The sequence below is a fragment of the Chloracidobacterium sp. genome, assembly GCA_016715795.1.
Lineage (GTDB): Bacteria > Acidobacteriota > Blastocatellia > Pyrinomonadales > Pyrinomonadaceae > OLB17.
Genome location: JADJXP010000002.1, coordinates 404,540 through 428,049, shown reverse-complemented (window position 1 = coordinate 428,049; position 23,510 = coordinate 404,540). Strand labels below are relative to the sequence as shown.

Genomic DNA, 23,510 nt, shown 5'->3' with positions numbered 1-23,510 from the left:
CGGATAGCCTCGCTGTCGCTTAGATTATCGTGATCGAAATACTGAAGCGCGCGACCTGCGCGCATCGGTTTGTAACAGTAACGTAGTTATCGCCACCGTGCGTCGTCGTGCGCATAGATGAGCCGCCACCGCGAATACTTACGCACGAGCCTCCGCCCGATACTGTTGCTGACAGCGATTGCCCGGCGCGGCACGCGAGCACCATCGAACGATCGTCCCCTGGGTTGAGGTCACCTGAAAATGACGTCGTATATGCCCCGCGGGCAAACCTTAAACGAGTCGTCGAGGGATAAGTTTTCAGACCAGGCGGCTCGTCAACCGTCGGCAGCGGCGATGGACGTGGCGATGCTTGAGGCGAGGGCGATGGCCGCGATGCCACATTCGTATTCGGTGTGCTCGAATTGAGATTTGTGCTGAGATTTGTCGGCGGGATCAGTACATTCGTATTCGCGTTCGCCACCGGCGGGCGACTCGAGTTCATATAGATCAATGCTGCGATACCGATGACCCCAAACAGCAGGAGCATCCCGACTGCTGTCAGAGCGACCGCGATCCCTGTCTTCGAGCCTGTCTTTGGTTGTTGAAGCGACTGAACCCGCGTTACCTTAGAGGGCTGCCAAGCGTGCGAGGCCGGCTGCGAGCTGCGCGCGACAAAGGTCTCCGTCTCGCCAAGGACCACCGTCGGCGTATCCGCCTGTGGCCCGTCGACCAACGGCGTCCCGTCCTGAAGGCAAAACGAGAGCGTCGCATCAGCATACTGGGCCTGGCAGGCCGGGCATTTTTTCATTGGTCAAGCCTCCGTCTGCGAACCGGTAAAATCATACTCCAGCTCGTCGCATACGTAAATACACAACTTGGAAGCGGCCCGATTTCGGATTTTTCTGATGGCATAATATACTCTTCTGGCAATGAAAAGGATACTTATCTTAGCTTTCACTCTCTCGACGCTCGCTGCCCTCTTTGCTTGCGGCGGCGGCCCGAGTCGTCCGGCGGCCGGTAACGATTCCCCGACAGAGGCATACAAACGCCTTTACGCCGCCTGTAAGAGCAAAGATATTGAGGCCATCAAGCAGGAACTCTCCAAAAAGTCGATCGAGCTCGGCCTTATGGTCTCGCAGCGTAACAACACGCCGATAGAGAAAGTGTACGAGAACGGATTTACGGCGACGACCTTTGCCGAGTCACTGCCGACGATCCGTGACGAACGGATCAAGGACGACATGGGCGCGGTCGAGGTGTGGAATTCGAAAGAGAGCAAGTGGGAAGATCTGCCCTTTGTCCTCGAGGACGGCCAGTGGAAACTCGCCGTCGGCGACCTTTTCGCCGGCTCATTCAAATCGCCCGGCAAGGGCCTTGACCTTAAGGAACGCGAGGCCGCAAATGCGATCGCGGGCAATCAGATCCCGGTCACGAACGTCAACATGAATGGCGTCGTGCCTGTGAACAAGGCTCCGGCACCTCCCGCCAATACCGGCAAATGATCTCTGCCGCCTCGGTCGCCGAGATCATCGCAACATACGCGAAGCACGGCTGGCTGTTCCGCCGTGTTTTGCTTTCTGATGCGTCGAGAAAGGCATTGGCGGATCGTGCCGATGAATTGTTCGCTGACGTAGACATCAACACGTCTCGTCTTGACGCAGCGTGGTTCTCGCGGCCGCCGAAGCCCGGCGAGACAGCGTGGGAGCTTAGGTATTTGGGAGATATCGCGTATGCGGTGCTCGAATACGTTGACGAAGATTCGGCCGGGTTCGAGACCGCCCTCGCGGATGTTGAGGCTCGAATGGCCGAGGCGATCACCAGAAAACATCAGGCTTGACAACCGATTTCGCTGATAGCAAACTTTAGTAGTTGACATGACGATCAAGGAATTCGGCGGAAAGATCGCTACCATCTGGGAAGGCCTCAGGCCAAACACCCAAAAAATGCTAGTCGGGGCAATGCAAGGCAAGGCCCCGCACAACTCTCAGGCCCCAAGATTCTTCTACGACGCGACCGCTGATTGGGAGGTCAGCCGCCTTTTGTCGGCGCTGGACGAACGCTCACGTGCGTCCGAGGTCCGCAAGAATAAAGCGAAGCTTAACGAAATAACGCTTCTTGCCGACACCTGTGCCCGCGTGCTCGAATCACAATCGGCATCGGCTGAGGTCTTTATTCTGCTTGCCTCTCGTGCGGTCCAGGATAACGATTACAACCGACTCGACCGGCTTGCCGATACGCTCGCTGACCGCTATTCCTCCGGCGAGATCGCAGAGATCGTCCGCCAGACAGACATCCCTCAGATACGGGCCATCGCATACGAAACGCTCGCCATGCTGCCTGTTCCTAACCTGCTACCGCTGCTCGACGACCCGCTGTATGCGGGCATCGCCGCCGCCGCCCTTGACCAAAAAGCATACGAATTTGACTCAGACGAGGCCCGCGATATCCTCGACCAATTCGACGCCGAGAACGCCCATCGGGGCGACTAACCCCACCGCCAATCTTGGTGTAGAGTGACAACGCGTCGCGTCATCCGCGTTCAAATTCGCATTAAGCACACGTGGGCAGCGTGCGCCCCCTGATGGCAAGGCCGACATCGGCGTCTGGCGTCCTTCGGACGGCACCTGGTACATCGTCAGGAGCACAAATGGCCAGTTCATAGTCTTTGCCTGGGGACAGAACGGCGACAAGCCGACCCCATCGGCCTACAGCAACTGATCGCCGGAATGCGGGCACCTTGTCCACCAGTGCCTCAAGCCGGTTCAATTGCGGATGACGCGGATAGAAAGATATGAATTTATCTTTCTTTATCCGCGTTATCTATTTTGTCTGCGGTTGAGAGGTGCGATACAGGCAACGTGCCGGCTTTCCGGTCGCTGCAAATAAATGAAATTCCGTGCTGATTGAGCCTATTCTTTGTCTGGAATTCCGCCGATCCGCCCCGGTCGGCGTTTGGCGGAGCCACAGGTGACTCTGCATGGCGGAAGTGCTAACGACCAAGAAGGATCCCACGCTGATCTTTGATGTAGGACTACATCACGGTCAGGACACTGATTTTTATCTCAAGAAAGGATATCGGGTAGTAGCCTTCGAGGCTGACCCCGGCAACGCCGCATTTTGCCGCCATCGGTTTGCTGACGCGATCGCCGACGGGCGCCTGATCATCGTCGAAGGAGCTATCACTGAGGATGTAGATTCGAACGGCGGTCGTGGCGAGGTCAAATTCTACCGCAACACGGACCATTCGCTCTGGGGCAGTACCTGCAACGACTGGGCGTCGCGCAACGAGGTGGTCGGCACGCGAAACGAGATCATCCGCGTCCCGGCCATCGATTTTGCCGAGTGCATCCGCAAATACGGCGTTCCCCACTATTTGAAGGCCGATATTGTCGGATCTGAGGCCATCTGCCTGCGTGCGATGCTTGGATTCGAGAACCAACCGGACTACATCTCGATACGCTCGGAAAAGCTCGTCTTTCGCAAGCTCGAATCCGAGTTTGACCTGCTCGAACAGCTAGGCTATGACCGGTTCAAGGCCGTCAAGCAGGACTTTGAAGGCGTCCGAGCCGAACTGCCGTCAAACAACGGCCGGCTGGAACACGAATTTGAAGAAGGAGCGTCAGGGCCATTCGCCGAGGAGTCCGATGGCGCGTGGAAAGCGCGTGATGCCGTGCTCCGCGATTATAGGCGAATCTTTATAAAATACTGGCTATTCGGCGACTACTCGTACCTGATCCAGACTCAGAAGGGGCGTCGATTGATCGGAAGATTGGAGACAGCTCTCGGCCGCTCGATCCCCGGCTGGTACGACACACACGCACGGCATTCGTCGCTCGGCGATACACAATGAAGCAGGAACCAAAAAGATCATTGCGTGAACAAAGTGCTTGGCTGCTTGCGGCCAAGGTCACGGGTTTTGCGCTCAGCTTCTTTCTGCCGCTGCTGATCGTCCGTTATCTTGCGCAGGACAAGGTCGGCGTTTATCGCGAGTCATTTCAGGTGATCACGAACGCGGTCATCATCCTGTCAATGGGCTTTGCGATGAGCGCGTACTATTACCTTGCCCGCGAAAAAGAACGCCGCGGCCCCGCGGTATTGAACATCCTGCTCTTCAATTTTGTGATGGGCGGCCTAGCCTGCCTGACGCTATTCTTCTTCCCGCAGATCATTGGGAACATCTTTCGCAGCCAGGAGTTGACGCATCTCGCTCCAAAGATCGGCGTCGTTATCTGGATCTGGATATTCTCGAGCTTCCTTGATACGGTCGCCATCGCCAATCAGGAGGCCCGTGTCGCGACCGTGTTTATCATTGCGGCGCAGTTTACAAAAACACTGCTCATGGCGAGCGCGGTGTTTGCGTTCGCCACTGTCGAAGCTTTTATCTATGCCGCGATGGTGCAGGGCCTGCTGCAAACTCTCATCCTGATCTACTATCTGCGATCACGCTTCCCCGGATTCTGGCGCGGTTTCGATCTTGCTTTCTTCCGTGAACAGATGGCCTACGCAATTCCGTTCGGCCTGACAGGCATCCTTTGGATGGCTCAGAGCGATATTCATAACTATTTTGTTGGTTATAAATTCTCATCGGCCGAGTTTGCGATCTACGCTTACGGCTGTTTCGAGATACCGCTGATCGCAATGCTGTCTGAATCGGTCACGTCTGTGCTGATCCCACGCATGAACGAGTTGCAGCAGGCGAATGACCGCGACGAGATGATCCGGCTGACTGCCCGGGCGATGCACAAATTGGCGCTTGTTTACTTCCCTATCTACGTCTTTCTGATGATCACGTCGAAGACGTTCATCATTACGCTGTTTACGCAAAACTATGCGGCGAGTGCCTCGGTCTTTGCGGTCAATCTGACGCTGCTGCCCTTCAGCATTCTGATCACCGACCCGATCGTGAGGTCTTATAAGGAGCTCGGCCGACTATTCCTGCTGACCAGGGTCCTCGTGCTTGCGGCCCTTATCTGCGTCCTCTATTACGGCCTAGGCCACTTCGGCCTGACCGGAATGATCACGACTGCCGTCGGTGCGATCCTGGTGGAGAAACTGATCGCCGAAACTATGGTGATCCGCAAACTCGGCCTCGGATTGAAGCATCTGCCTTTGCTGAGGAACGTCGGCAAGACGGCCGTCGTCGCCGCATTCGCCGGGCTTGTTACCTATGTCGTGTATACGAATCTTAAGGATTATCTGCTCAGCGTCGGTGAGCATTTTGCTGCAGAAACGCTTCACACGACGCAGCTCGCCGCATTGAACTTTGTGGGCGGCAGCCTGGTGCTTCTGATCTCAGGATTGGTTTTTGTCCCTATCTATCTGATCGCCGCCAACCTGCTCGGTCTCATTGAAGACAGCGAGAAACAGGCCGTGATGAAGATGATTCGCCGGTTCATTCCTCGCCGCGGCGACGAGCCACTACCCGAAACGCGATGAGCGACACACCCACATTGATGACAAAGTTCGGCTGGAATCTCCCATGGCTGGCCCGATATCCGTGGTCGCGGGCTCGATCGCTGCTTCACCGAACGGCATTTGAGAAGAAACACTTCATCATTACGATCGCAAACCACTTTGAGCCCGGCTGGAGCGAGCACGGTGTGCTTGATCACAAGACACAGATGCGTCGGCTTAAGGAGTATCACGAGAAGGCACGCCAAACAGGGGAGGCGGTTCGGGACGCGGACGGAACGAAGTTTCGCCACACAAATTTCTATCCCGCGGAGCAATATCATCCTGAGATACTCGACGTGATGTCCGAGATGCAGGCCGAAGGCCTCGGCGAGGTCGAGGTTCACCTGCATCACGGCGTCGATGACCCCGATACTGCCGAGAACCTGCGGACTACACTGATCGAATTTCGCGACACGCTCGCCGACCGGCATCGGTGTCTGTCGCGACGGGCCGGCGAAGGAGGGCCGATGTATGCGTTTGTCCACGGCAATCTGGCGCTCGCAAATTCCTGCGGCGGACGCTTTTGCGGCGTGGACAACGAGATGCGCATCCTCGAGCAGACCGGCTGCTATGCCGACATGACGCTGCCATCGGCTCCCGATCGATCGCAGGTTGCCGTGATCAACCAGATCTACGAATGCGGCCGCTCATTAGACGAAGCCGTGCCGCACGCAGTCGGGATCAGGGCCGTCGTTAACGGACATCAGCCGCAGCTTCCGCTGATCTTTACCGGCCCGCTGATTATGAACTGGACACGCCGGATCAAGGGAATGCCCGTCCCGCGCATAGATGATGGAGCATTGACGGCAAATCAGCCGCTCGATGGCGCCAGGTTTCGGCGATGGACATCCGCAGACATCACCGTGGATGGCAGGCCGGATTGGGTCTTTATCAAACTCTACTGCCACGGCTTTTTCGACCGTGACCAGCGAGCCTGCATCGGCGAAGACGCGAGAAGGTTCTTTACCGAAATGATCGAGATAGCGGACAAAGCAGGTAATAAGATCCATTTCGCTACGGCCCGCGAGGCATACAATATCGCCCGTGCCGCAATGGACGGAAGATCAGGTGACCCGAACATTTTTCGCGATTATCTGCTCACGCCGATCATGGCCGAAGACAGGTAAGAGCTTGTTATCATGGCAGTTGGGATGGCCAAACCTTTATCCAGGATCAAGAAGGTCCGCAGCCTCGACGAGATAATCACTCGGGGCGGCCAGGCTATCTCCGCCTATCGTGACCAGCGCGGCGGTTTTGAACTCCCCTCGAACGAGGGCTTTGCCAAGCTCATCGACGAAAGGCAGTTTGGTTCGGCCCCTATAATCGCCGAAAGCCTGTGGCAGATGTTCTTCAAGAATGGTTCTGAACGATTCTTTCCGTCGCTTCAGGACCGCGCAGTGTCGGTTTCCGCCTTCAGGGCCACATTCGACGATGCAACGGCCGGGCGTTTCATCGCTCAGGCAGATAGTATCGTGGAGGGCCGGATCGACCTCCTCGGCTTCAAGGGCCTGTTTGTCGGTACGGACATCGACTGGCTTCGCGAGCCACTCTCAGCTAAGCGTTCGCCGCTGAAACACTGGAAGGAGTTTGACGACCTTGACACCGAATCAGGCAATAAGAAGATCGTCTGGGAACTCAATCGCCACCAGCATTTTTTCACGCTCGGTGTCGCATTCTGGCTGACCGGCGATGAAAGGTACGGAGAGGTATTCGCACGGCATTTATCGTCATGGATCGAGCAGAATCCGCCCGGGCTTGGCGTTAATTGGTCGAGCAGCCTCGAGATAGCATTCAGGTCAATGTCATGGATCTGGGCATTTCACTTCTTTAGAGATTCCGACCATTTGACGCCAACGCTCTTTCTCGACGCACTGAAGCACCTCCACCGCCACGGTCGGCATATCGAGCGATACCTGTCAAAGTACTACAGCCCTAACACGCACCTCACCGGTGAGGGGCTCGGCCTATATTATCTCGGAACGCAGTTGCCGTTCTTCAAACGCGCGGGAAAATGGCGCCGGCTGGGCGAGGACATCCTTACTGCTGAGATCGAGAAGCAGATACTGCCTGACGGCGTATATTTCGAGCAAAGCCTTTGGTACCAGCGATATTCGGTAGATTTCTATTTGCATTTCGTGATCCTGCGTTCGCTCTTTGGCGGCCCTTATCTGAGTGCTGATGCTGCCAGGGTCGAAGATCGGCTTCAGGCAGCTTTCGACTGGATGATGTCGGTCACGCAGCCTAACGGTACGACGCCGCTCATCGGAGATGACGACGGCGGACGCATGCTGCCGCTAACTACCGCCCAGCCTGATGATTTTCGAGGCTCACTGGCGGTTTCCGCGATCATCTTTGACCGGGCCGACCATAAGTTTGCCAGCGGCGGCATGAATCAGGATATTTTCTGGCTGACCGGGCCCGAAGGTATCGCCACATTCGACAGGCTGGGTGCTGCTGAGCCTACGATTGGCTCGGCAGAATTCAATGCAGGCGGCTACTGCGTAATGCGCGACGGCTGGGGCGATGGAGATAACTATTTGGTCGTTGATGCCGGCGAGGTCGGCGCGCTCTCCGGCGGCCACGGGCACGCTGACGCCTTGTCCATCGTAGCGTCGATCAACGGACAACCGCTATTGGTCGACTCGGGCACCTACACCTACCATGAATCCCGTGAGCTGCGCGATTACTTTCGCTCGACGTCGGCCCACAACACGCTCGAGATCGACGGCCTCTCGTCGTCAGATCCTGCTCACACTTTTGGCTGGCGGACCCGTGCCAATGCGACGATTGACCGCTGGATCAGCACGGGCCGTTTTGATTACTTTGAGGGTTCCCACGATGGCTACGAACGCCTCGAATCGCCGGCAACACACATTCGTTCGATCCTGTTTCTGAAGGGCGATTACTGGATAATTCGTGACGTGGTCGAGACCGACGGCGACCACTTGTATTCGCTTAATTTTCATTTTGATCCGATGATCTCAACTGCGGTCGGCGACGCTGCGACGTGGATCGGCGGCGACGGGCACCGCATTCAAACGTTCGGTGACAATGGCACATGGGAACAAAAAGAAAGCTGGGTCTCAACGAACCACGGCAACCGCGTCAACGCACCGCTGATGAGGTTCGTCTCGCAAGGGGCGGGCAAACAGGAATTCTGGACGTTCATCCTGCCCGCGGACGAGCACAGCGTGCCCGAAGTGATCGAAGTCGATTCGCCGACGGGACGAGCATTTGTGATCAAGCATTGCGGCTATTCTGATACGCTGCTGTTTAACGACGACGCGGGCGAGACAGTAGAAACGGCGGCGTTCGAGAGTGACTTCAGGTATTCTTGGTCGCGGCTGAGCCATGGTGAAACGCTGCCCGACGAGTTCGTCGCGATCGACGGCAGCTTGTTCGTTTTTGGCGATACCGCCGTAGTCGATAGCAGCGACGTGGATCACGCATCAGGCCGACGCCTTGGTTCCGACGTTTACATGACGACCGATGCGGGGCGTTCTGTCCGTTCGATCTGACCGTTCCGGTGAAGAGACGAGTCTTACAGTTTATCGGGAGTTTTCACCAAGGCGGCTCCGAGCGTCAGGCGGTCGCCTTATCACAGCTGCTAAAACGCGAAGGCAGTTTCGACGTCTTCGCCGCCACGCTGAATAGTGAAGGCATCCTTTCTCTCGACATGGCTGATGCGGGCATCTCAGATATCCCGGAGTTTCGGCTGAGGTCCTTCTACGACGTCAACTTCTTCCTGCAAGTCGGACGGTGTGCAAAACATCTGAGGGAACAGAAGATCGACGTCGTTCATACGCACGACTTCTACTCGAACATCTTCGGCATGGCGGCCGCCACCCTCGCCGGCGTGCCCGTCCGGATCGCGTCAAAACGTGAGACCGGTATGCGAACTCGTGCCCAGGATATCATCGAAGGCATCGCCTTCGGCCGGGCGCACGCTATCGTCAGCAATTCGAAGGCGGCCCGGGATATGTTGGCGAAACGCGGTTTTAGGAACGTCAGCGTCATCTACAACGGGACGGACGTCTCTCGTTTTGACGTCAACGTCGATCAGGTAGGGGCACGACAAGTCTTTGGCCTTCCCGGCAGCGACATTCGGCTGGTCACCTTGGTCGCGAATCTCCGCCACACTGTAAAAAATGTCCCCATGCTTCTGCGTGCCGCGAAGCAGGCGCTGAAAGCGACCGAACACGTTCACTTTGCCATCGCCGGCGAAGGCGGGCTTGAAGGCGAACTCAAACAGCTCGCCGTCGAACTCGGCATATCTCAACACGTCACCTTCCTTGGTCGATGCACCGATATCCCGGCCCTGTTGGCTGCGTCGGACGTTTGCGTCCTGACCTCAGATTCGGAAGGGCTGTCAAACTCGCTTCTGGAATACATGGCCGCCGAACGGCCAGTCGTGGCGACAGATGTAGGTGGGGCGGCAGAGGCTGTGATCGACGGCGAGACCGGTTATCTCATTGTTCCAAACGATCACAGCGAATTGGCGGTGCAGCTTCTCGAACTTCTGTCGGATCCTGACCGTGCTCGTCAAATGGGCAGGGCCGGAAAGGCCCGGGTAATGGCCTCCTTTTCCGAAAGTGCGCTGCTTGCCAACACGCTCGGCCTGTATAATTCCCTACTGGACCGCTAGATGCCGCTGCACATCCTTCAACTCGGCCCCTACCCGCCGCCAGAGGGCGGCATTACGCGTAATATCATCGCGATCCGCGATATGCTCCGCGAACGCGGCCACCGATGCTCGATCGTGGCGACCTCACGGAGTGCTCGTGTCGATTACGAGCCGGACGTTCATCATCCTCGCTCGGCACTCGCACTGATCAGAGCGCTGAGGTCGCTCGAGTACGACATTCTCCACCTTCATATCGGCGGCGACGTGACACGCCGTGTTCTTGCTCTTGCATTCGCATGTACGCTGCTGGCGAGGGGTAAATGTGTGCTGACGCTACATTCGGGCGGCTATCCGAGGAGTAAAGAAGCAAGAGCGGCCTCGCCCGGCTCTCTGCGCGGACGTATCTTTCGGCGGTTCGATAAGGTCATCGGGGTCAGCAATGACCTGGCGGATGTTTTTCGTGCATATGGCGTTCCTAGTGATCGCATAGCGGTCATACCCCCTTATTCGCTTCAGCCGCCTGACGCGAGCGTGAAAGTGCCGGGCGATATACTCGCATTCTGCGAATCCGCTTCGCCGCTGCTGGTTGCGATTGGCGGACTGGAGATCGATTACCAGCCGCTCTTTCTTCTGGATGCCATGGAGGACATCTCGGCCCAATTTCCAAATGCCCGACTGGTGATCGTCGGCGACGGAGCGTTGCGCAGCGACGTTGAGGCGGCGATTGATTTGAGACAGCTCGACGACAGAGTTCTCCTCACGGGCAATGTTGGCCATTCGGTATCACTACATCTGATGCAGGCCGCCGACATCATGCTGAGAACTACGCTGTTCGATGGTGATGCTATCTCGATACGCGAGGCCCTGTTCCTCGGAACACCCGTGATCGCAACAGACACGGGCACACGACCGGGGAACGTTAAACTGATACCGATCGGCGGACGACAGGAACTGGCTGCTGCCGTGGGCCAGATATTTACGTCTCGCCAAAGACAGAAACTGCAAGGCGAAGCCGACACAACGAATATCGCCGCCGTTGTAGACCTTTACGAACGGATCGCGGCTAGAGCAACCGGTCGAGGCAGGTCCGCAGATAGTATCTAACGAGGTTGTCCTTGTGCAGGTATCGGTCAAAGAAGTCGCGGGCGTTCCGGGCGATCTGCTCCCGTTCGTCATCGTGGTCCAGGTAATACTCACACAACTCAACGAGATCGGACATATCCGGCTTGCAATAAATAATATGCTCGCGGTCAACAAGCGGCACATGCATTAGGGCCGCATGCGGATAGGCGATAATACATGAACCGATCGCCAGATAGTTGACCAGCCGAAAGCAGAACGGCCCCAGGCCCGGCAGATCTATGCAGATACGGGAGCGACCGATCTCCTCAAGGAATTCGGCATAACCGATCGGATTCATTCCTCCCTCGAACCCGAATCTGTCCTGAGCAGCCAGCAGCTGCGTAGCCCCTTCCCGGATCTCGCGGGCATAGGCCAAGCCAAAACGCCCGGTAACATCGTTGAGATACTCACGTCGATCGCGGAGCTTGCGAAGCTTGCCAAGGCGACGGTAAAGCATCTTGCCATCAGCAACGTAGCCGCCCGGTACCACATGCGATGCTGCATAGCCTTTTGCGTCATACTGCATCTTAAAATAGAGGTCGCATTTGCCCGCGCAGTCCTCATCGATCGGAAGATAATCCGAGTAGCCGATAGCAACCTTGCGACGTCTGCCGGACATCACGATCTCGATGACGACAGTTCCCTTGTAAGGCTGGTCAATATCATCGACGAGTTCAACTGTTGCGTAACGCCTGAAACCGACCTTTAGTAACTCGACCCAGTCAGAGGCCGCATCCCACTCATATTTGGTCGGCCAGCGAACGCTGACGTTATGCAGTTCGCCGGGCAATAGGCTCCAGTCAGGATTGGGGATCGCGGCTCGATGCTCAAGAAACCTGAGGATGGAAGAGGAGATGAGTCCGTTCACGGGGTTGATTCTACACCAGATCTGACGGAGTCACTTGGCAATGAACCGACCCTGCAGCCGATACTCCCTCCATCGGTCGCTTTGTCGCTAAAGCGACTGCCTGCGGAGAGGCCAAATCTCCGCTCGCCCGGACTATCGAATCCAACCGCCGCAATGTCCGGCAGCCAGATGCTGTCGGGAGGAATGGCCGCGTCGTCACGGTTAACACGCTTGTTGTTGATGATGATGTTGTTTACAAAGAACCGTCGCGCATCCGGCGAACGCAGATCAGCCAACCCGTGAACACCATAGTTGCCGTGGCAGATAATATTGTCGCGGATAACCAGCCTCTGTGGCTGATCGCCATAAAAGGTGACGGTGTTGCCCTCATTCAGAGCGGTGTTATTCGCCACCGTTACATCTTCCCCGCCGGAGATCTGCAAAAAATAGCCGGAGCCCGCGTATGGTGGGCCGCCGATGTTCAGGAATAGGTTGTTTAGGATGCTTATCCGCTTCGCTATCTGGCTCGGTTGCGTATCATCACGACCGAGCACGTTGACGCCCTCGCCGGCCCCGTCGATGATATTATCGCGGATAACCACATCCTCGATCGTCGAGAACGGCGCTCCGCCATCCTGGTTGCGCACCGTGATGCGAAAGGCAGAGCCCTCCCAGTTGTGTTCGAGATAGTTACCCGTAAAAGCTACACGTCTCGCATTCTTCAACTCGAAAAGTGTCTTGACCGTTGCCGTTTTGAACCAGGCTCGCGGTTTGTTTAGATGATTGCCTGATATCTCGATGTCCGTCGGAATCAGTTCTCCGTTTGCCGGATCGGCCCCGCCAAACAGGATATTCTCAGCGCCGCCCTCAACGTAATTGTTGATGATCTTGACGTTACGGGTTCCCGACCATCCGCAGATACCCTGCGTCTCTTCGCTGCGAAATGCGAATCCCTCAATATAACTATTCTTGATCGTCGTGTTCGCGCTATTGAGCGCGATACCGCGACGCGAGACCGTCGGGCCGGTCGCATGAACATAGCTCCGGTCGACCTCTAATGTGTGTGGCACATTCTCAGGCCCTGTTTCCTTGCCGCCGAACACAACGACGCCATAGTTGAAAAGCCGACCGCTCGCGGCAAACTCAATGCCTATGAAGCGATAATGATGTGCTCCGTTCGTGGCCTGAACGGCAGGGCGGCCAAATATCCCTGAGGTAATTGTCGCCATCGACGATCGCTGGGCGGGACTAACGCGCTTTTCGGCCGGCAGATCAGCCGCGGCAGACGAACGGATCGTGACAAAGTCGGTCAAAGGTTTGTTTGGCAGGTTTATCGTTCCGCTGTAAACCGCGCCCGCCTGCAGCTCGACGATGTCGCCGCTTTGGGCAGCATTAAGGGCTGCCTGAATGTTGCCGCCCGGCGGAACACGAATGATGCGGCCACCCTCAGGACTCGACTCGATCACGGGTTGTGGGCCAATGATGCCAAGACGGCCATCGTACCAGTCATACCATGCGGATGCCGCGACGGCAGCCAGTGCGACTATCGGTATCACCAGCCAGCGGCTCACGTTAAGCCTGCGGCCCTTTCGAGAACCTTTTTCTCGCACTCGAACAACATTCATCTGGATCGCTTCTGATACCGGCATTCTCGCCAAAAATAAACGCGCAAAGGCAATAAAAATCTACAAAATTGCTTCGATTACGAGTTTCCTTACCTGATCGCGCCGCCCTCGCGTCGGCGCCCACGTGTCTATGTGCGGCATCAACGGCATCGCATTCTCCCAAGAATCCGGACGAAAGGTCAGAGAACGCTCGCTCGTCGCGATGCGCGACATACTATATCATCGCGGCCCGGACGACGGCGGCGTTTTCGTCGACGACAATATCGGCCTCGCCATGCGGCGTCTTGCGATAGTGGACGTAGCCCACGGAGCCCAGCCGCTAATGAGCGGCGGCCAGGTTATCGTCTATAACGGCGAGATCTACAACCATGCCGAAAGCCGTCCCGGCCTGATCGCTCGCGGGCACACATTCACGACGCACTGCGACACCGAAACGATCCTGCATCTCTACCAGGAATACGGGCGTGACTGCGTCGAACACCTTCGCGGGATGTTCGCGTTCGCCGTTTGGGACAAGGCGAAGAGAGAGTTGTTCATCGCCCGCGACCGCTTTGGCGTCAAGCCGCTCTATTACGTTCACGCGGACGATGGCTCGTTGTATTTCGCATCCGAGATCAAGGCCCTGCTTGAAGTCGGGGCCGTAAAGCCGGAGGTCAATTTCAACGCCCTGCCCGACCAGTTTGGCAATCACGGAACGAGCGGCGACGAAACGCTCTTTAGCGGCGTAAAACGCCTGCTGCCCGGCCATACGATGGTCTGGAAAGACGGCAAGCTCAACATCCGCGAGTATTGGGACCTCGAATTCGAGCCTAAAAATGAGGTCCGCAGTGACGCTGAATATGTCGAGCAATGGCGTGACCTCTTTGAAGAATCTGTCCGTCTCCGCCTGATGGCCGACGTGCCGTTGGGAATGTTCCTCTCGGGCGGCATCGATTCGTCCGCTATTGCCGCGATGATGTCGCGAATGGTTGACGAGCCTATCAAGACCTTCTCCGTAGGTTTTGCTGAACGTGAGGCCAATGAACTCGAATACGCCCGGCTCGTCGCAACCACGTTCGGCACCGACCACCACGAGATCACGATCACGCCGGACGAATTCTTTGAGGCATTGCCAAAGCTCGTCTGGCATGAAGACGAGCCTATCGGTTTTGTCGCCAGCGTCCCGCTGTATTTTGTGTCAAAGCTCGCCCAGCAGCATGTAAAGGTAGTGCTCACCGGCGAAGGCTCCGACGAAATGATGGCCGGCTACGGCCGCTATGCAAAGGCTCTCAAATTGCTCGAATACGGCGAAAAATACGAGGCACTAACGCCATCGTTTATCCGAGACGCCGTCCGTGGCGGCGTAGCTACACTTCCTCCGGGCGTCGGGCGTAAACTGGGCCGCACGTTTCTAAGCCGCGAGGCGGATATCGAAAATCTTTTCTTCGACAACTTCGCCGTCTTTCCAAAGGCGATGCAGAAGGATCTGTTTAACCGCGAAACACGCGAAAGGTTCGAAAACGCAGATCCATTTGCAGGGCAGAATAAGTGGCTCGACAAAACCGACGCCGAGGACGTTCTCGACAAACTGCTCTACGCCGATACAAAGACCTATCTCCACGAACTGCTGATGAAGCAGGACCAGATGTCGATGGCGGCATCGATCGAGAGCCGCGTTCCGTTCCTCGATCACAAACTCGCCGAGTTTACCGCTCGGATGCCGCGCGAGATGAAACTTCGCGGCGGCACAACGAAATGGATACTTCGTGAAGCGATGAAGCGCATCCTGCCGGCGGAAATTCTCGACCGTCCAAAAATGGGCTTTCCCGTCCCTGTTGGCCGCTGGTTCAGGGGCGAATACAAACATCTCGTTGATGAATACGTGCTTAGCGAACGCACATTGGCACGCGGCATTTTTGACGAACGGTTCGTACGCGAGTTGGTTGCCAAACACAACGCGGGCGATAACCACGACGAACGGCTGTGGGCCCTGGTGAACTTTGAGGTCTGGCAGCGAGGCTTTATTGACGGCGAATAGTTGGCGATGCTTTTAGACACGGGGACAAACGAAAAGTTGAGCAGAGAAGGCTCGCTCCACGGTCGTGACATCGTGTGCTTCTCACACGACTGGACCGGCGACCCGCTGTCAAAAACGCACCTGATGCGCATTCTCGCCCGTGACAACCGTGTGCTCTGGGTTAACGCCATCGCCAACCGCATGCCAACGGCGTCGAGCAAAGACGTATCGCGTATCTTTAACAAACTAAAGAGCTTTACCGAGCCAATTCGCGAGGTTGAGCCGAATATCTTTGTCCTTAATCCGCTCGCAATTCCCGCCTACGGCAGCAAGAATGTGGTCTCGATCAATCAGGCTTTCCTTGTTCGCCAGGTCAAAGCCGCGATGCGAAAACTCGGCTTTGCAAACGTCGTCAACATGGTCTTTAACCCAGCCGCCGGCATGATCGCCGGCCGTCTCGGCGAGAGCGAACTGATCTATTACTGCGTTGATGAATACACCGCATTCACAGGCGTCAGCGACGGTCTAAAGTCTATCGAAGACGACTTGTTCCGCCGCGCCGATCTTGTTGTCGTCTCGGCCGAGCGGCTTTTTGACTCAAAGAAACACCTCAATCCAAACACGCACATCATCCGACACGGCACGGATTGGCAGCACTTTCGCGCAGCGGTGGACGGCGGCCTCACAATGCCCGCCGACATCGCCGATCTGCCGCGGCCGATCATCGGTTTTCACGGCCTGCTTGCCGATTGGGTCGATTACGAACTGATAAAAAAGGTGGCTGAACACGTTGCCAATGGCTCGATCGTCCTTATCGGCAAAGTCGCTGTCGATGCCGAACAGAAGATCAAGACGCTCGACGGTGTTCCGAATGTTCACCTGCTCGGCCGCAAACCTTACGCCGACCTCCCCGCATATTGCGCAGCGTTCGACGTCGCCCTCAATCCATTCGCGATCAATGAATTGACGCTCGCGGCGAATCCGCTGAAGGTCCGCGAATACCTCGCCGCCGGACTGCCCGTCGTCTCGACCGACATCCCCGAGGTCCGCATCCTCGACGACGTGCTCGTCGGCGCCGATCACGCAGATTTCATCGCAAAGATCGAGACCGCGCTGTCCGCGCCAAAACCGCGAGTCCAGGTCAGTGACGCCATCCGGCACGAGAGTTGGGACGCAAAGGTTGAGGAGTTGAGGAACATCATGCAACGGGATCGCTCTTTATGAGTTGCCTCCACCTTTAGGTGGAGGTTGCGATCCCTTCCGATCGGGGCTTTAGCCCAAATTTCGGCTAAAGCCGAGGACTTGTTTGATATCCACCTCCAGCTAAAGCTGGAGGCAACTTATAAGAAATGAAGATGAGTGCCACGATGACAAACGATCTGAAGATCGCCGAGCAGCACCAAACCGAGGTCGCCGCCGGCGAGCGGTTTGAGTTTGGCAAGAACTGGGCCGCGTTTCTCGCGTTGCTCGATGATGAGCGCATCGCGAAGGCCGAGGAATCGCTCAAGGCGATGCTCGAGGTCGATTCGCTTGAGGGCAAGGCGCTCCTCGACATTGGCTCGGGCAGCGGGCTGTTCTCGCTTGCGGCAAGGCGCTTGGGTGCACGGGTTCATTCGTTCGATTTCGATTCGAGCAGCTTTGCGTGCACGCAGGAATTGCGTAATCGTTACTTCCCTAACGACCCGAACTGGCGTGTTGAGCAGGGCTCGGCACTCGACGCCGAATATCTCAACAGCTTAGGCGCATTTGACGTCGTTTACTCTTGGGGCGTCCTGCATCACACAGGTGAGATGTGGCGGGCACTTGAGAACGCCGTGATCCCAACCAAACCCGGCGGCAAGCTCTTCATCGCCATTTACAACGACACCGGCAGCCAGGCCCGCAGATGGCATTGGATAAAAAAGACATACTGCCGGCTTCCACGAATATTCAAGACGCCGTTCGCCGTCGCAGTCTCATTGCCCGACGAACTAAAACGCCTCGTCTCGGCCCTTGGTCGCCTCAAGCCATCCGAATACGTCCACTCCTGGACCCGCTACAAGAACGGCCGCGGCATGAACCGATGGCATGACATCATCGACTGGGTCGGCGGGTTTCCTTATGAGGTCGCAACGGTCGATCAGATCTTCGACTTTTACAAAGAGCGCGGATTTGCTCTTACCAAAGTAATGACCCGCGGGGTTGGCCTTGGATGCAATGAATTTGTGTTCCGCAAAAACTGAGGCCCGGGAATGCTGCGTTTCATGCCTGCTTGGATGGATCGTTTCTACAAATTCCGCTTGACAAAGAAAAGATCTTGTGATACGTTGTTGCATATCTCGCACGCACCTGCGAGAGCCGTGCAATGGCTGTAAGACAATGTCTTATGATTTTTCAAAAACGGCGGGAAAAGGTACCCTGAAGGTACTAAAGCCTGCATTTACAATGGGTTATGTGTCCCACAGCGGGCCGGGACACAGATCGGGACACGTGGAACAAGCGATCTGTCCAAATGGCTGCATCTTATTGAAGTCAAAGGGGATCGTTCCGCCGGTGTTTCATCAAGTGTCCCGCCGTCCCGCGGATAGCGGAGGAATCTGATGCGGCGAACTATCACTATCTCGGTCTCTGAAGACCTGCACGCGGCCATCCTCGATGCGGCCCGCAAACGCTTCTATTCGTCGGTGAGTGAATACATCCGGTTCCTCGTGCGAAACGATAACTTGAAACCGGAGGCAAAGCCGGCAGGGCCGCCCCGGCTTCCCCGCAGCGCAAACGAACGCATAGCGGCAGCAACCGCCGGATCTGATCTTTGATAATTTTACGCGAGCAGCAGGAGGACGGCTTAGTCGTCGCTTGTGTCGATCTTTTCCATCAACTCCGTCCATCGTTCGTCAGAGCGGAGCGATTCGATATTGATGTCGTTTTCGAAGTGCGGTTTGTTTTGATTGCCGAGGCGGATGGCTTTGTTTAGCCATTTGAAGGCGAGGTCTTTGTCGCCCAGCAGAGCGTAGGTGGCTCCGACCCAGTATGCCATGTCGTGGTCGGAGCGAGAGATGGCGAGAGCGTCGTCAGTGAGTTGTTCGCGGGCCTCGTCTTCGCGGCCCGAGCCGGCAAGGTAGATCGCAAAGAGAGGCCTCACGCCATCCATTCGCGGATTCTCCTTGAGCACCTTGCTCATCACATCGATCGCCTCATCCTTCTCGCCGGTGTAATAGAGCACGCCCGAGCGAAAGATCCTCAGCATCGGATGGTTCGGCTCGACCTTAAATCCCTTGTCCAATTCCTCGTTCGCCTTGTCGAACTCACGTTTGTAGATAAAGATACGGGCACGGTTGTAAGCCGCGACAGCACGGGCCGCGGGGTCGAGACGCGTGAGCTTATCAAACGCCTTTAGCGATTCCTCGTATTTACCGTCGAGGCGGTTGATGACGCCGGTGACGAAATAGAGAGCAGCATCATTCGGAAACTGTTTTTGCAGCAATTCGATCTCGCTGCGGGCCTTTTTTTTCTCGCCGCGGGCCATGTAGATCATGACCATCAGCACGCGGGCCTCGACAACATTCTGGTCGTAGAAGAAGGCTTTGCTGAACGCCGCTTCGGCGTAGGTGTAGTCCTCAGGTTCGCCCAGCCCTTTGAAGACGCGGTTCGCATAACACGCACCGAGCCCGCTGTAGGCGAGGGCAAAATGAGGATCAAGTTCGATCGCTCGTTTGAAGCAAGCGATCGCGGCGTCGCAATCCTCTGCGTCGATCGTGCGAAAGATGAACCGTCCAAAATGGTCGCGGCCGCGAAGGTATTCTTCCCAAGCCTCGGCATTATCGGTCGCCCGCTTGCCGAGTTTCTCGGCCTCGAGGTCGGTGAGTTCGAGCCGCAGCCCTTCCAGGATGCGGTGAGCAATGCCGTCCTGCAGAGCGAGAATATCGCTGCCCTCGGCATCGATACGGTCCGACCAGAGGATGTCGCCGGTCTGTACGTCGAGAAGCTGGGCGGTCACACGCAGCTTTTCGCCAGCTCGGATAAATCCCGCCGAAAGAACAGCATGGACGCGCAGTTCCTTTCCGGCATCGCGCGGGTCGATCTCTTTGCCCTGATATTTTGCGATCACCGACGATGGCCTGACGATGATCGAGCGGATCTGAGCAAGTTCCGTGATCACGGCGTCCGCGAGAGCAAACTCGTAAAAGGCCGAAGCCCCGTCCTGGCTGAGGTTCTGGAACGGCAGTATGGCAACGCTCTTCTTTTCGGTGCCGGTCGCCGTCATTGAGATATCAGGCGCGAATGACGGCTGACTCGACGCGGAGATCTGCGATGGGAAAGATTGCGAGCTTGTCGATTCGGGCGTCGATCTGCCGGTGAACCAGTTGAGCATGCGTTTCACCGTGCTGCCGTCCGCATGCGCCGGAGCGTATGTATCAGATGGCATTAGGGGAGCACCCGCTACCTGCTGCATCACGGCACGAAGTTCATCGCGCATCTGTGCGATCTTCTGATAGCGGCCCTTGGGTTCCTTTTGCAGGGCCTTGTCGATGATCTGCTGCAGTTGCGGCGGCAGCGGCCCCGTTCGCATGTCAGCAAGGGGTTTTGGCGTACCGTAGAGCACCTGATGCCGCACGTCTATAACGGTCTTGCCCTGAAATGCCCAGATGCCGGTGAGCATTTCATAGAGCAGAATGCCCGTTGAGAAAATATCCGACCGCTCATCAGCTCGCTCGCCTCGGGCCTGCTCGGGTGCGGCGTATGTCGCCGTCCCGTATGGAATTCCAAGCTCGGTGATCTCGGTTTTATCGAGGCCCTCGTTCTGCTCTATCTGTTCGTCTTCGAGCAGCTTGGCGAGGCCAAAATCGAGGATCTTCACCTGCCCCGAACCGGTCACCATCACGTTGCCGGCCTTGATGTCTCGGTGGATGATGTTCTTTGAATGTGCGTATGCTAGCGCATCGCAGACCTGAATGGCGATCGACAACGCACTTTTCAGTTCAAGCGGGCGTCCGGCGACAAGCTGGCGCACATTCTTGCCCTCCACATACTGCATCGCGATGTAAAACGTCCCGTCGGCATCGTTAAAGTCGTAGATCGTGCAGATATTCGGATGGTCCAGTTGTGAGCAGAGCTGTGCCTCGCGTTCGAATCGTTTGAAGTTAGCGGTCTTCTTCGTAAGATCCGGCGGGAGAATCTTGATGACGGCCTGACGGTTGAGCTTTGTGTCGAGGGCCTTATAAACGGTTCCCTGGCCACCCGAGCCGATCTTTTCGAGGATCTTGTATTGGTTGATCTGAGAACCGACCATAAGGACAATGCAGAATTCAGAATGCAGAATCCAGAATTAAAAACGCCGCCCGCAGGGCCGCGTCTTGGGAAATCACTTTCCTAATGTAACGGCCTTTATTTTGCATTTTACATTTTGCATTTTGCATTGTTTGCGTCCGGCCAACTGCCGGCACTACGGATGAACCGTTCAGCCGCGGAGCGGATCGCCCCAGCCGGACTGCTTCCAAACCCCGTCCTCGATGATCGCCGGAACCGTTGGATCGCCGTCAGTAATGGCAAGCATCTCGCGCTGACGGCCCTTGTCCGTCTGAGCGTCGTATTCGGTAAACTCGACCCCGTGCGAGTTGTAATGGTCACGCGCCTGTTGACAGTACGGACATCCGGGCTTGGTGTAAATTACTATTGCCATTCCTCAAAGCTACACCTTTTGGATAAGATAATCTAGCTGCAATTGGCGTGGCCCCCGGCTCATATGAATACGTCTGATATGTTCCAGCCATATGACCGGCTCATTGAGATCGAGATACTCGGCGAAGCCCGATCGGTGCCGGAGAATAATTCTCTGCTTCGCTGCTTTCAGTTCCTTTCGATCGAGAGCATCTCCTACGGTGATTTCTGCTGGAACGGCACCTGCCTTAATTGTCAGGTCTGGCTCAGGATCGGGAAGAAAGAGAAAGCTGTGATGGCGTGCCGAACCCAAGTCGAAGAAGGTATGGTGGTATTGCGCGTCGCCGACGAGATCGAACTGTCAGAACCGCCTGCGTGAGCGGGCGGTCAGTTCGGCTCGCTGTGTTCAATATCGCCAAACCCCTAGCTGACCGAGGATGACGCCCAACACATCAGGCGGCCTTGCCTAGTACTTTGGCACCCGCGGATCGACATCGTTAGACCATGCCGTGATCCCGCCCACGAGATTGGTCAAGCTGCCCTCGTAACCCGCCTGTTGAAGGGCCATTATTGCCTTTGCGCTTCGGCCGCCCGCCTTGCAGTGGACGACCGTGTCGCGTGACGGGTCGAACTCGCTCATTCGTGCAATGACCTCGCCGAGCGGGATCAGCTTTGCACCGTCGATATGAGCGAACGCGTGTTCGTCCGGCTGGCGAACGTCTATCAACTGAATATCCTCTCCGGCGTCCAGTTTCGCCTTGAGCTCTGCAGCAGTGATCTCTTGCATAGTCAAAAACGCGCCTTCTCGGCGCATCGGAAACTTTACCATTTTGACCGGATGAATTCACGTCAGCAGCCCGTCACCGTTGACAAATCTTTACAGTGCGGCTGCGGCAACAAACGGCCGGCCTGTTATAGAATACGGTATCTAGACGCGTATGCTCGATCTACGAACCAGTGCGATCTTTTGCTTAGCCGGCTTGTCAGCCGCGTGTGCTTCATCAGGCGGTGATCGTCAAGCGCGCAACGCCAATGCTGACGCCGAACCGCCGCCAATCGCGATCACGGTCGCAAAGAGCGAATCGCGTGATGTCGCGTCGGTCATCCAGGCGACCGGCAGTTTTACCGCGGACGAGGTGTCCGACATCGCGCCGAAAGTTGCCGGAAAGGTCGCGAATATTGCCGTCAACGTCGGCCAATTTGTCGGCAGCGGTGCCATTATCGCTAAGATCGACGACCGTGATGCTCGACTCGAGCTCGCGTCGGCGCGGGCCGCGGTAAAAAAGGCACGGGCCTCCGTTCTCCAAGCCGAGGCACGACTGGGACTCGGGTCCGGCGGTTCATTCAAAGCATCGGCCATTCCCGAGGTGCGGTCCGCAAATGCGAACTACGAACAAATGAAGGCGGAACTTCGCCAGGCGGAAGCAAACGAGAAACGCTATCGCGAGCTGGCGGAGACCGGCGACGTCGCAATGATCACCTATGAGCAGTATCGAACGGCCCGCGATACTGCGCGGTCGCGTGCAAATGTTGCAAAGGAACAGCTCGACGCGGCGGTCAATACCGCCCGACAAAGCAATCAGGCCATCGCAAGCGCGAGGGCCGATGTCGAATCTGCACAGACCCAGGTCGCCTTGGCGGAACAGGCCGTCACCGATACCGTCGTTCGGGCCCCATTTTCTGGCTATATCAGCAACCGCGCGGTCGCGGTGGGCGAATTCGTCTCGACCGCAACTGTCGTCGCCACGATCCTGCGGACAAACCCCATCAAATTACAGATCCAGGTTGCCGAGGCAGATGTGCCCTATGTATCGGTTGGCCGTGGTGTTTCCGTTCAGGTCGACGCTTACAAGGACCGCCGTTTTGCCGGCTCGGTCATCGCCCTGAATCCTGCGGTCGATCCGGCCTCTCGTTCTGCTCAGGTCGAGGCAACCTTCGAGAATGGTGATAACGCATTGCGACAAGGGATGTTCGCCACCGTCCGAATAAATCGGGAAGGCGGCAGCAAGGGCGTCTTCGTCTCGAAAGCCGCGGTTTACAACGACGAGGCGACGCAATCGTACCGCGTCTTTGTTATCCAGGAAGGAATTACGAAATTGCGGGTAGTCCAGTTAGGTGTCGAAGAAGGTGATTCCTGGCAGATCTTGTCGGGAGTAGATGCCGATGAGACAGTCGCGACGAGCAATCTTGGCCAGCTCTACGAGGGAGCAAAAGTAAGTTTCTAGG

Annotated in this window: 22 protein-coding genes; 15 read left to right on the top strand and 7 right to left on the bottom strand. The window is 56.6% G+C overall.

Features of this window, described 5'->3' with window-relative positions; genetic code table 11:
- Window positions 1-19: 19 nt before the first annotated feature.
- Complete coding sequence (locus IPM59_07000) at window positions 20-787, bottom strand: hypothetical protein (GenBank protein ID MBK9215336.1); 768 nt, start codon at window positions 785-787, stop codon at window positions 20-22.
- A 121-nt stretch (window positions 788-908) separates the two neighbouring features.
- Here IPM59_07000 and IPM59_06995 point away from each other — a divergent pair, with 121 nt between their 5' ends.
- From IPM59_06995 to IPM59_06985, 3 genes are read left to right on the top strand one after another with little or no spacing between them, the layout of a single operon-like run.
- Complete coding sequence (locus IPM59_06995; protein MBK9215335.1) at window positions 909-1,481, top strand: hypothetical protein; 573 nt, start codon at window positions 909-911, stop codon at window positions 1,479-1,481.
- Window positions 1,478-1,816, top strand: coding sequence for a hypothetical protein (locus IPM59_06990; protein ID MBK9215334.1), 339 nt, complete (start codon window positions 1,478-1,480; stop codon window positions 1,814-1,816). Before IPM59_06995 ends, IPM59_06990 begins: the two co-directional genes overlap by 4 nt.
- A gap of 37 nt (window positions 1,817-1,853) precedes the next feature.
- On the top strand, window positions 1,854-2,468 hold the full coding sequence (locus tag IPM59_06985) for a hypothetical protein (GenBank protein MBK9215333.1): 615 nt from the start codon (window positions 1,854-1,856) through the stop codon (window positions 2,466-2,468).
- Here IPM59_06985 and IPM59_06980 read toward each other — a convergent pair.
- Complete coding sequence (locus IPM59_06980; protein MBK9215332.1) at window positions 2,406-2,639, bottom strand: hypothetical protein; 234 nt, start codon at window positions 2,637-2,639, stop codon at window positions 2,406-2,408. The genes IPM59_06985 and IPM59_06980 overlap by 63 nt on opposite strands.
- Window positions 2,640-2,956: 317 nt before the next feature.
- On the opposite strand from IPM59_06980, the gene IPM59_06975 reads away from it, so the two are divergent.
- From IPM59_06975 to IPM59_06950, 6 genes are read left to right on the top strand one after another with little or no spacing between them, the layout of a single operon-like run.
- Window positions 2,957-3,829 (top strand): hypothetical protein, encoded by an 873-nt coding sequence (locus IPM59_06975; GenBank protein MBK9215331.1) that lies wholly within the window; start codon window positions 2,957-2,959, stop codon window positions 3,827-3,829.
- Window positions 3,826-5,415: an oligosaccharide flippase family protein gene (locus IPM59_06970; GenBank protein MBK9215330.1), complete on the top strand. Its 1,590-nt coding sequence runs from the start codon at window positions 3,826-3,828 to the stop codon at window positions 5,413-5,415. The genes IPM59_06975 and IPM59_06970 overlap by 4 nt, the downstream gene beginning before the upstream one ends.
- A complete protein-coding gene (locus IPM59_06965) occupies window positions 5,412-6,560 on the top strand; it encodes a hypothetical protein (protein MBK9215329.1) in 1,149 nt (382 codons plus the stop codon). Before IPM59_06970 ends, IPM59_06965 begins: the two co-directional genes overlap by 4 nt.
- A 24-nt stretch (window positions 6,561-6,584) precedes the next feature.
- Entirely contained in the window at window positions 6,585-8,951 is a 2,367-nt protein-coding gene (locus IPM59_06960) for an alginate lyase family protein (protein ID MBK9215328.1), read from the top strand.
- 8 nt (window positions 8,952-8,959) lie between these two features.
- Window positions 8,960-10,078, top strand: coding sequence for a glycosyltransferase (locus IPM59_06955; GenBank protein ID MBK9215327.1), 1,119 nt, complete (start codon window positions 8,960-8,962; stop codon window positions 10,076-10,078).
- Window positions 10,079-11,161, top strand: a complete 1,083-nt coding sequence (locus IPM59_06950) for a glycosyltransferase family 4 protein (protein MBK9215326.1) — start codon at window positions 10,079-10,081, stop codon at window positions 11,159-11,161.
- Here IPM59_06950 and IPM59_06945 read toward each other — a convergent pair.
- Window positions 11,121-12,047, bottom strand: coding sequence for a glycosyltransferase family 1 protein (locus IPM59_06945; GenBank protein ID MBK9215325.1), 927 nt, complete (start codon window positions 12,045-12,047; stop codon window positions 11,121-11,123). The two genes, IPM59_06950 and IPM59_06945, sit on opposite strands and share 41 nt — an antisense overlap.
- Entirely contained in the window at window positions 12,044-13,675 is a 1,632-nt protein-coding gene (locus IPM59_06940) for a hypothetical protein (protein MBK9215324.1), read from the bottom strand. Before IPM59_06940 ends, IPM59_06945 begins: the two co-directional genes overlap by 4 nt.
- 106 nt (window positions 13,676-13,781) lie before the next feature.
- Between IPM59_06940 and asnB the strand changes: the two genes are divergently transcribed.
- The 4 genes from asnB to IPM59_06920 all read left to right on the top strand — a co-directional run bounded on the left by asnB (window position 13,782) and on the right by IPM59_06920 (window position 18,442).
- Window positions 13,782-15,668: an asparagine synthase (glutamine-hydrolyzing) gene (asnB, locus tag IPM59_06935; protein ID MBK9215323.1), complete on the top strand. Its 1,887-nt coding sequence runs from the start codon at window positions 13,782-13,784 to the stop codon at window positions 15,666-15,668.
- Window positions 15,669-15,674: 6 nt separating this feature from the next.
- Entirely contained in the window at window positions 15,675-16,871 is a 1,197-nt protein-coding gene (locus IPM59_06930; GenBank protein MBK9215322.1) for a glycosyltransferase, read from the top strand.
- A 131-nt stretch (window positions 16,872-17,002) separates the two neighbouring features.
- Window positions 17,003-17,869 carry a class I SAM-dependent methyltransferase gene (locus IPM59_06925; GenBank protein ID MBK9215321.1) on the top strand — a complete coding sequence of 289 codons (867 nt, stop codon included), beginning with the start codon at window positions 17,003-17,005 and terminating at the stop codon, window positions 17,867-17,869.
- A gap of 357 nt (window positions 17,870-18,226) precedes the next feature.
- On the top strand, window positions 18,227-18,442 hold the full coding sequence (locus IPM59_06920; GenBank protein MBK9215320.1) for a hypothetical protein: 216 nt from the start codon (window positions 18,227-18,229) through the stop codon (window positions 18,440-18,442).
- A gap of 29 nt (window positions 18,443-18,471) precedes the next feature.
- Here the strand turns inward: IPM59_06920 and IPM59_06915 are convergent, their stop codons facing one another.
- Together IPM59_06915 and IPM59_06910 are read right to left on the bottom strand one after the other, a co-directional pair.
- Window positions 18,472-20,916 (bottom strand): protein kinase, encoded by a 2,445-nt coding sequence (locus tag IPM59_06915; GenBank protein ID MBK9215319.1) that lies wholly within the window; start codon window positions 20,914-20,916, stop codon window positions 18,472-18,474.
- A 168-nt stretch (window positions 20,917-21,084) separates the two neighbouring features.
- Window positions 21,085-21,306: a glutaredoxin gene (locus tag IPM59_06910; protein MBK9215318.1), complete on the bottom strand. Its 222-nt coding sequence runs from the start codon at window positions 21,304-21,306 to the stop codon at window positions 21,085-21,087.
- 63 nt (window positions 21,307-21,369) lie between these two features.
- Between IPM59_06910 and IPM59_06905 the strand changes: the two genes are divergently transcribed.
- On the top strand, window positions 21,370-21,663 hold the full coding sequence (locus IPM59_06905; GenBank protein MBK9215317.1) for a (2Fe-2S)-binding protein: 294 nt from the start codon (window positions 21,370-21,372) through the stop codon (window positions 21,661-21,663).
- Between the two features lie 87 nt (window positions 21,664-21,750).
- Here IPM59_06905 and IPM59_06900 read toward each other — a convergent pair whose 3' ends face one another.
- The gene (locus IPM59_06900; GenBank protein ID MBK9215316.1) at window positions 21,751-22,113 is read right to left on the bottom strand and encodes a hypothetical protein; all 363 of its coding nucleotides are present in this window, start codon (window positions 22,111-22,113) and stop codon (window positions 21,751-21,753) included.
- 109 nt (window positions 22,114-22,222) lie between these two features.
- Between IPM59_06900 and IPM59_06895 the strand changes: the two genes are divergently transcribed.
- Window positions 22,223-23,509 (top strand): efflux RND transporter periplasmic adaptor subunit, encoded by a 1,287-nt coding sequence (locus tag IPM59_06895; protein MBK9215315.1) that lies wholly within the window; start codon window positions 22,223-22,225, stop codon window positions 23,507-23,509.
- Window position 23,510: the final 1 nt, after the last annotated feature.

Bases quoted from the DNA above. Each gene is read 5' to 3' on its own strand.
- IPM59_06970 (MBK9215330.1), top strand. From the start codon at position 3,826: ATGAAGCAGGAACCAAAAAGATCATTGCGTGAACAAAGTGCTTGGCTG.
- asnB (MBK9215323.1), top strand. From the start codon at position 13,782: ATGTGCGGCATCAACGGCATCGCATTCTCCCAAGAATCCGGACGAAAG.
- IPM59_06980 (MBK9215332.1), bottom strand. From the start codon at position 2,639: ATGAACTGGCCATTTGTGCTCCTGACGATGTACCAGGTGCCGTCCGAA.
- IPM59_06910 (MBK9215318.1), bottom strand. From the start codon at position 21,306: ATGGCAATAGTAATTTACACCAAGCCCGGATGTCCGTACTGTCAACAG.
- IPM59_06950 (MBK9215326.1), top strand. From the start codon at position 10,079: ATGCCGCTGCACATCCTTCAACTCGGCCCCTACCCGCCGCCAGAGGGC.
- IPM59_06930 (MBK9215322.1), top strand. From the start codon at position 15,675: ATGCTTTTAGACACGGGGACAAACGAAAAGTTGAGCAGAGAAGGCTCG.
- IPM59_06895 (MBK9215315.1), top strand. From the start codon at position 22,223: ATGCTCGATCTACGAACCAGTGCGATCTTTTGCTTAGCCGGCTTGTCA.
- IPM59_06985 (MBK9215333.1), top strand. From the start codon at position 1,854: ATGACGATCAAGGAATTCGGCGGAAAGATCGCTACCATCTGGGAAGGC.
- IPM59_06975 (MBK9215331.1), top strand. From the start codon at position 2,957: ATGGCGGAAGTGCTAACGACCAAGAAGGATCCCACGCTGATCTTTGAT.
- IPM59_06940 (MBK9215324.1), bottom strand. From the start codon at position 13,675: ATGCCGGTATCAGAAGCGATCCAGATGAATGTTGTTCGAGTGCGAGAA.
- IPM59_06905 (MBK9215317.1), top strand. From the start codon at position 21,370: ATGAATACGTCTGATATGTTCCAGCCATATGACCGGCTCATTGAGATC.
- IPM59_06995 (MBK9215335.1), top strand. From the start codon at position 909: ATGAAAAGGATACTTATCTTAGCTTTCACTCTCTCGACGCTCGCTGCC.
- IPM59_06965 (MBK9215329.1), top strand. From the start codon at position 5,412: ATGAGCGACACACCCACATTGATGACAAAGTTCGGCTGGAATCTCCCA.
- IPM59_06960 (MBK9215328.1), top strand. From the start codon at position 6,585: ATGGCCAAACCTTTATCCAGGATCAAGAAGGTCCGCAGCCTCGACGAG.
- IPM59_07000 (MBK9215336.1), bottom strand. From the start codon at position 787: ATGAAAAAATGCCCGGCCTGCCAGGCCCAGTATGCTGATGCGACGCTC.
- IPM59_06925 (MBK9215321.1), top strand. From the start codon at position 17,003: ATGAGTGCCACGATGACAAACGATCTGAAGATCGCCGAGCAGCACCAA.
- IPM59_06920 (MBK9215320.1), top strand. From the start codon at position 18,227: ATGCGGCGAACTATCACTATCTCGGTCTCTGAAGACCTGCACGCGGCC.
- IPM59_06990 (MBK9215334.1), top strand. From the start codon at position 1,478: ATGATCTCTGCCGCCTCGGTCGCCGAGATCATCGCAACATACGCGAAG.
- IPM59_06915 (MBK9215319.1), bottom strand. From the start codon at position 20,916: ATGGTCGGTTCTCAGATCAACCAATACAAGATCCTCGAAAAGATCGGC.
- IPM59_06900 (MBK9215316.1), bottom strand. From the start codon at position 22,113: ATGGTAAAGTTTCCGATGCGCCGAGAAGGCGCGTTTTTGACTATGCAA.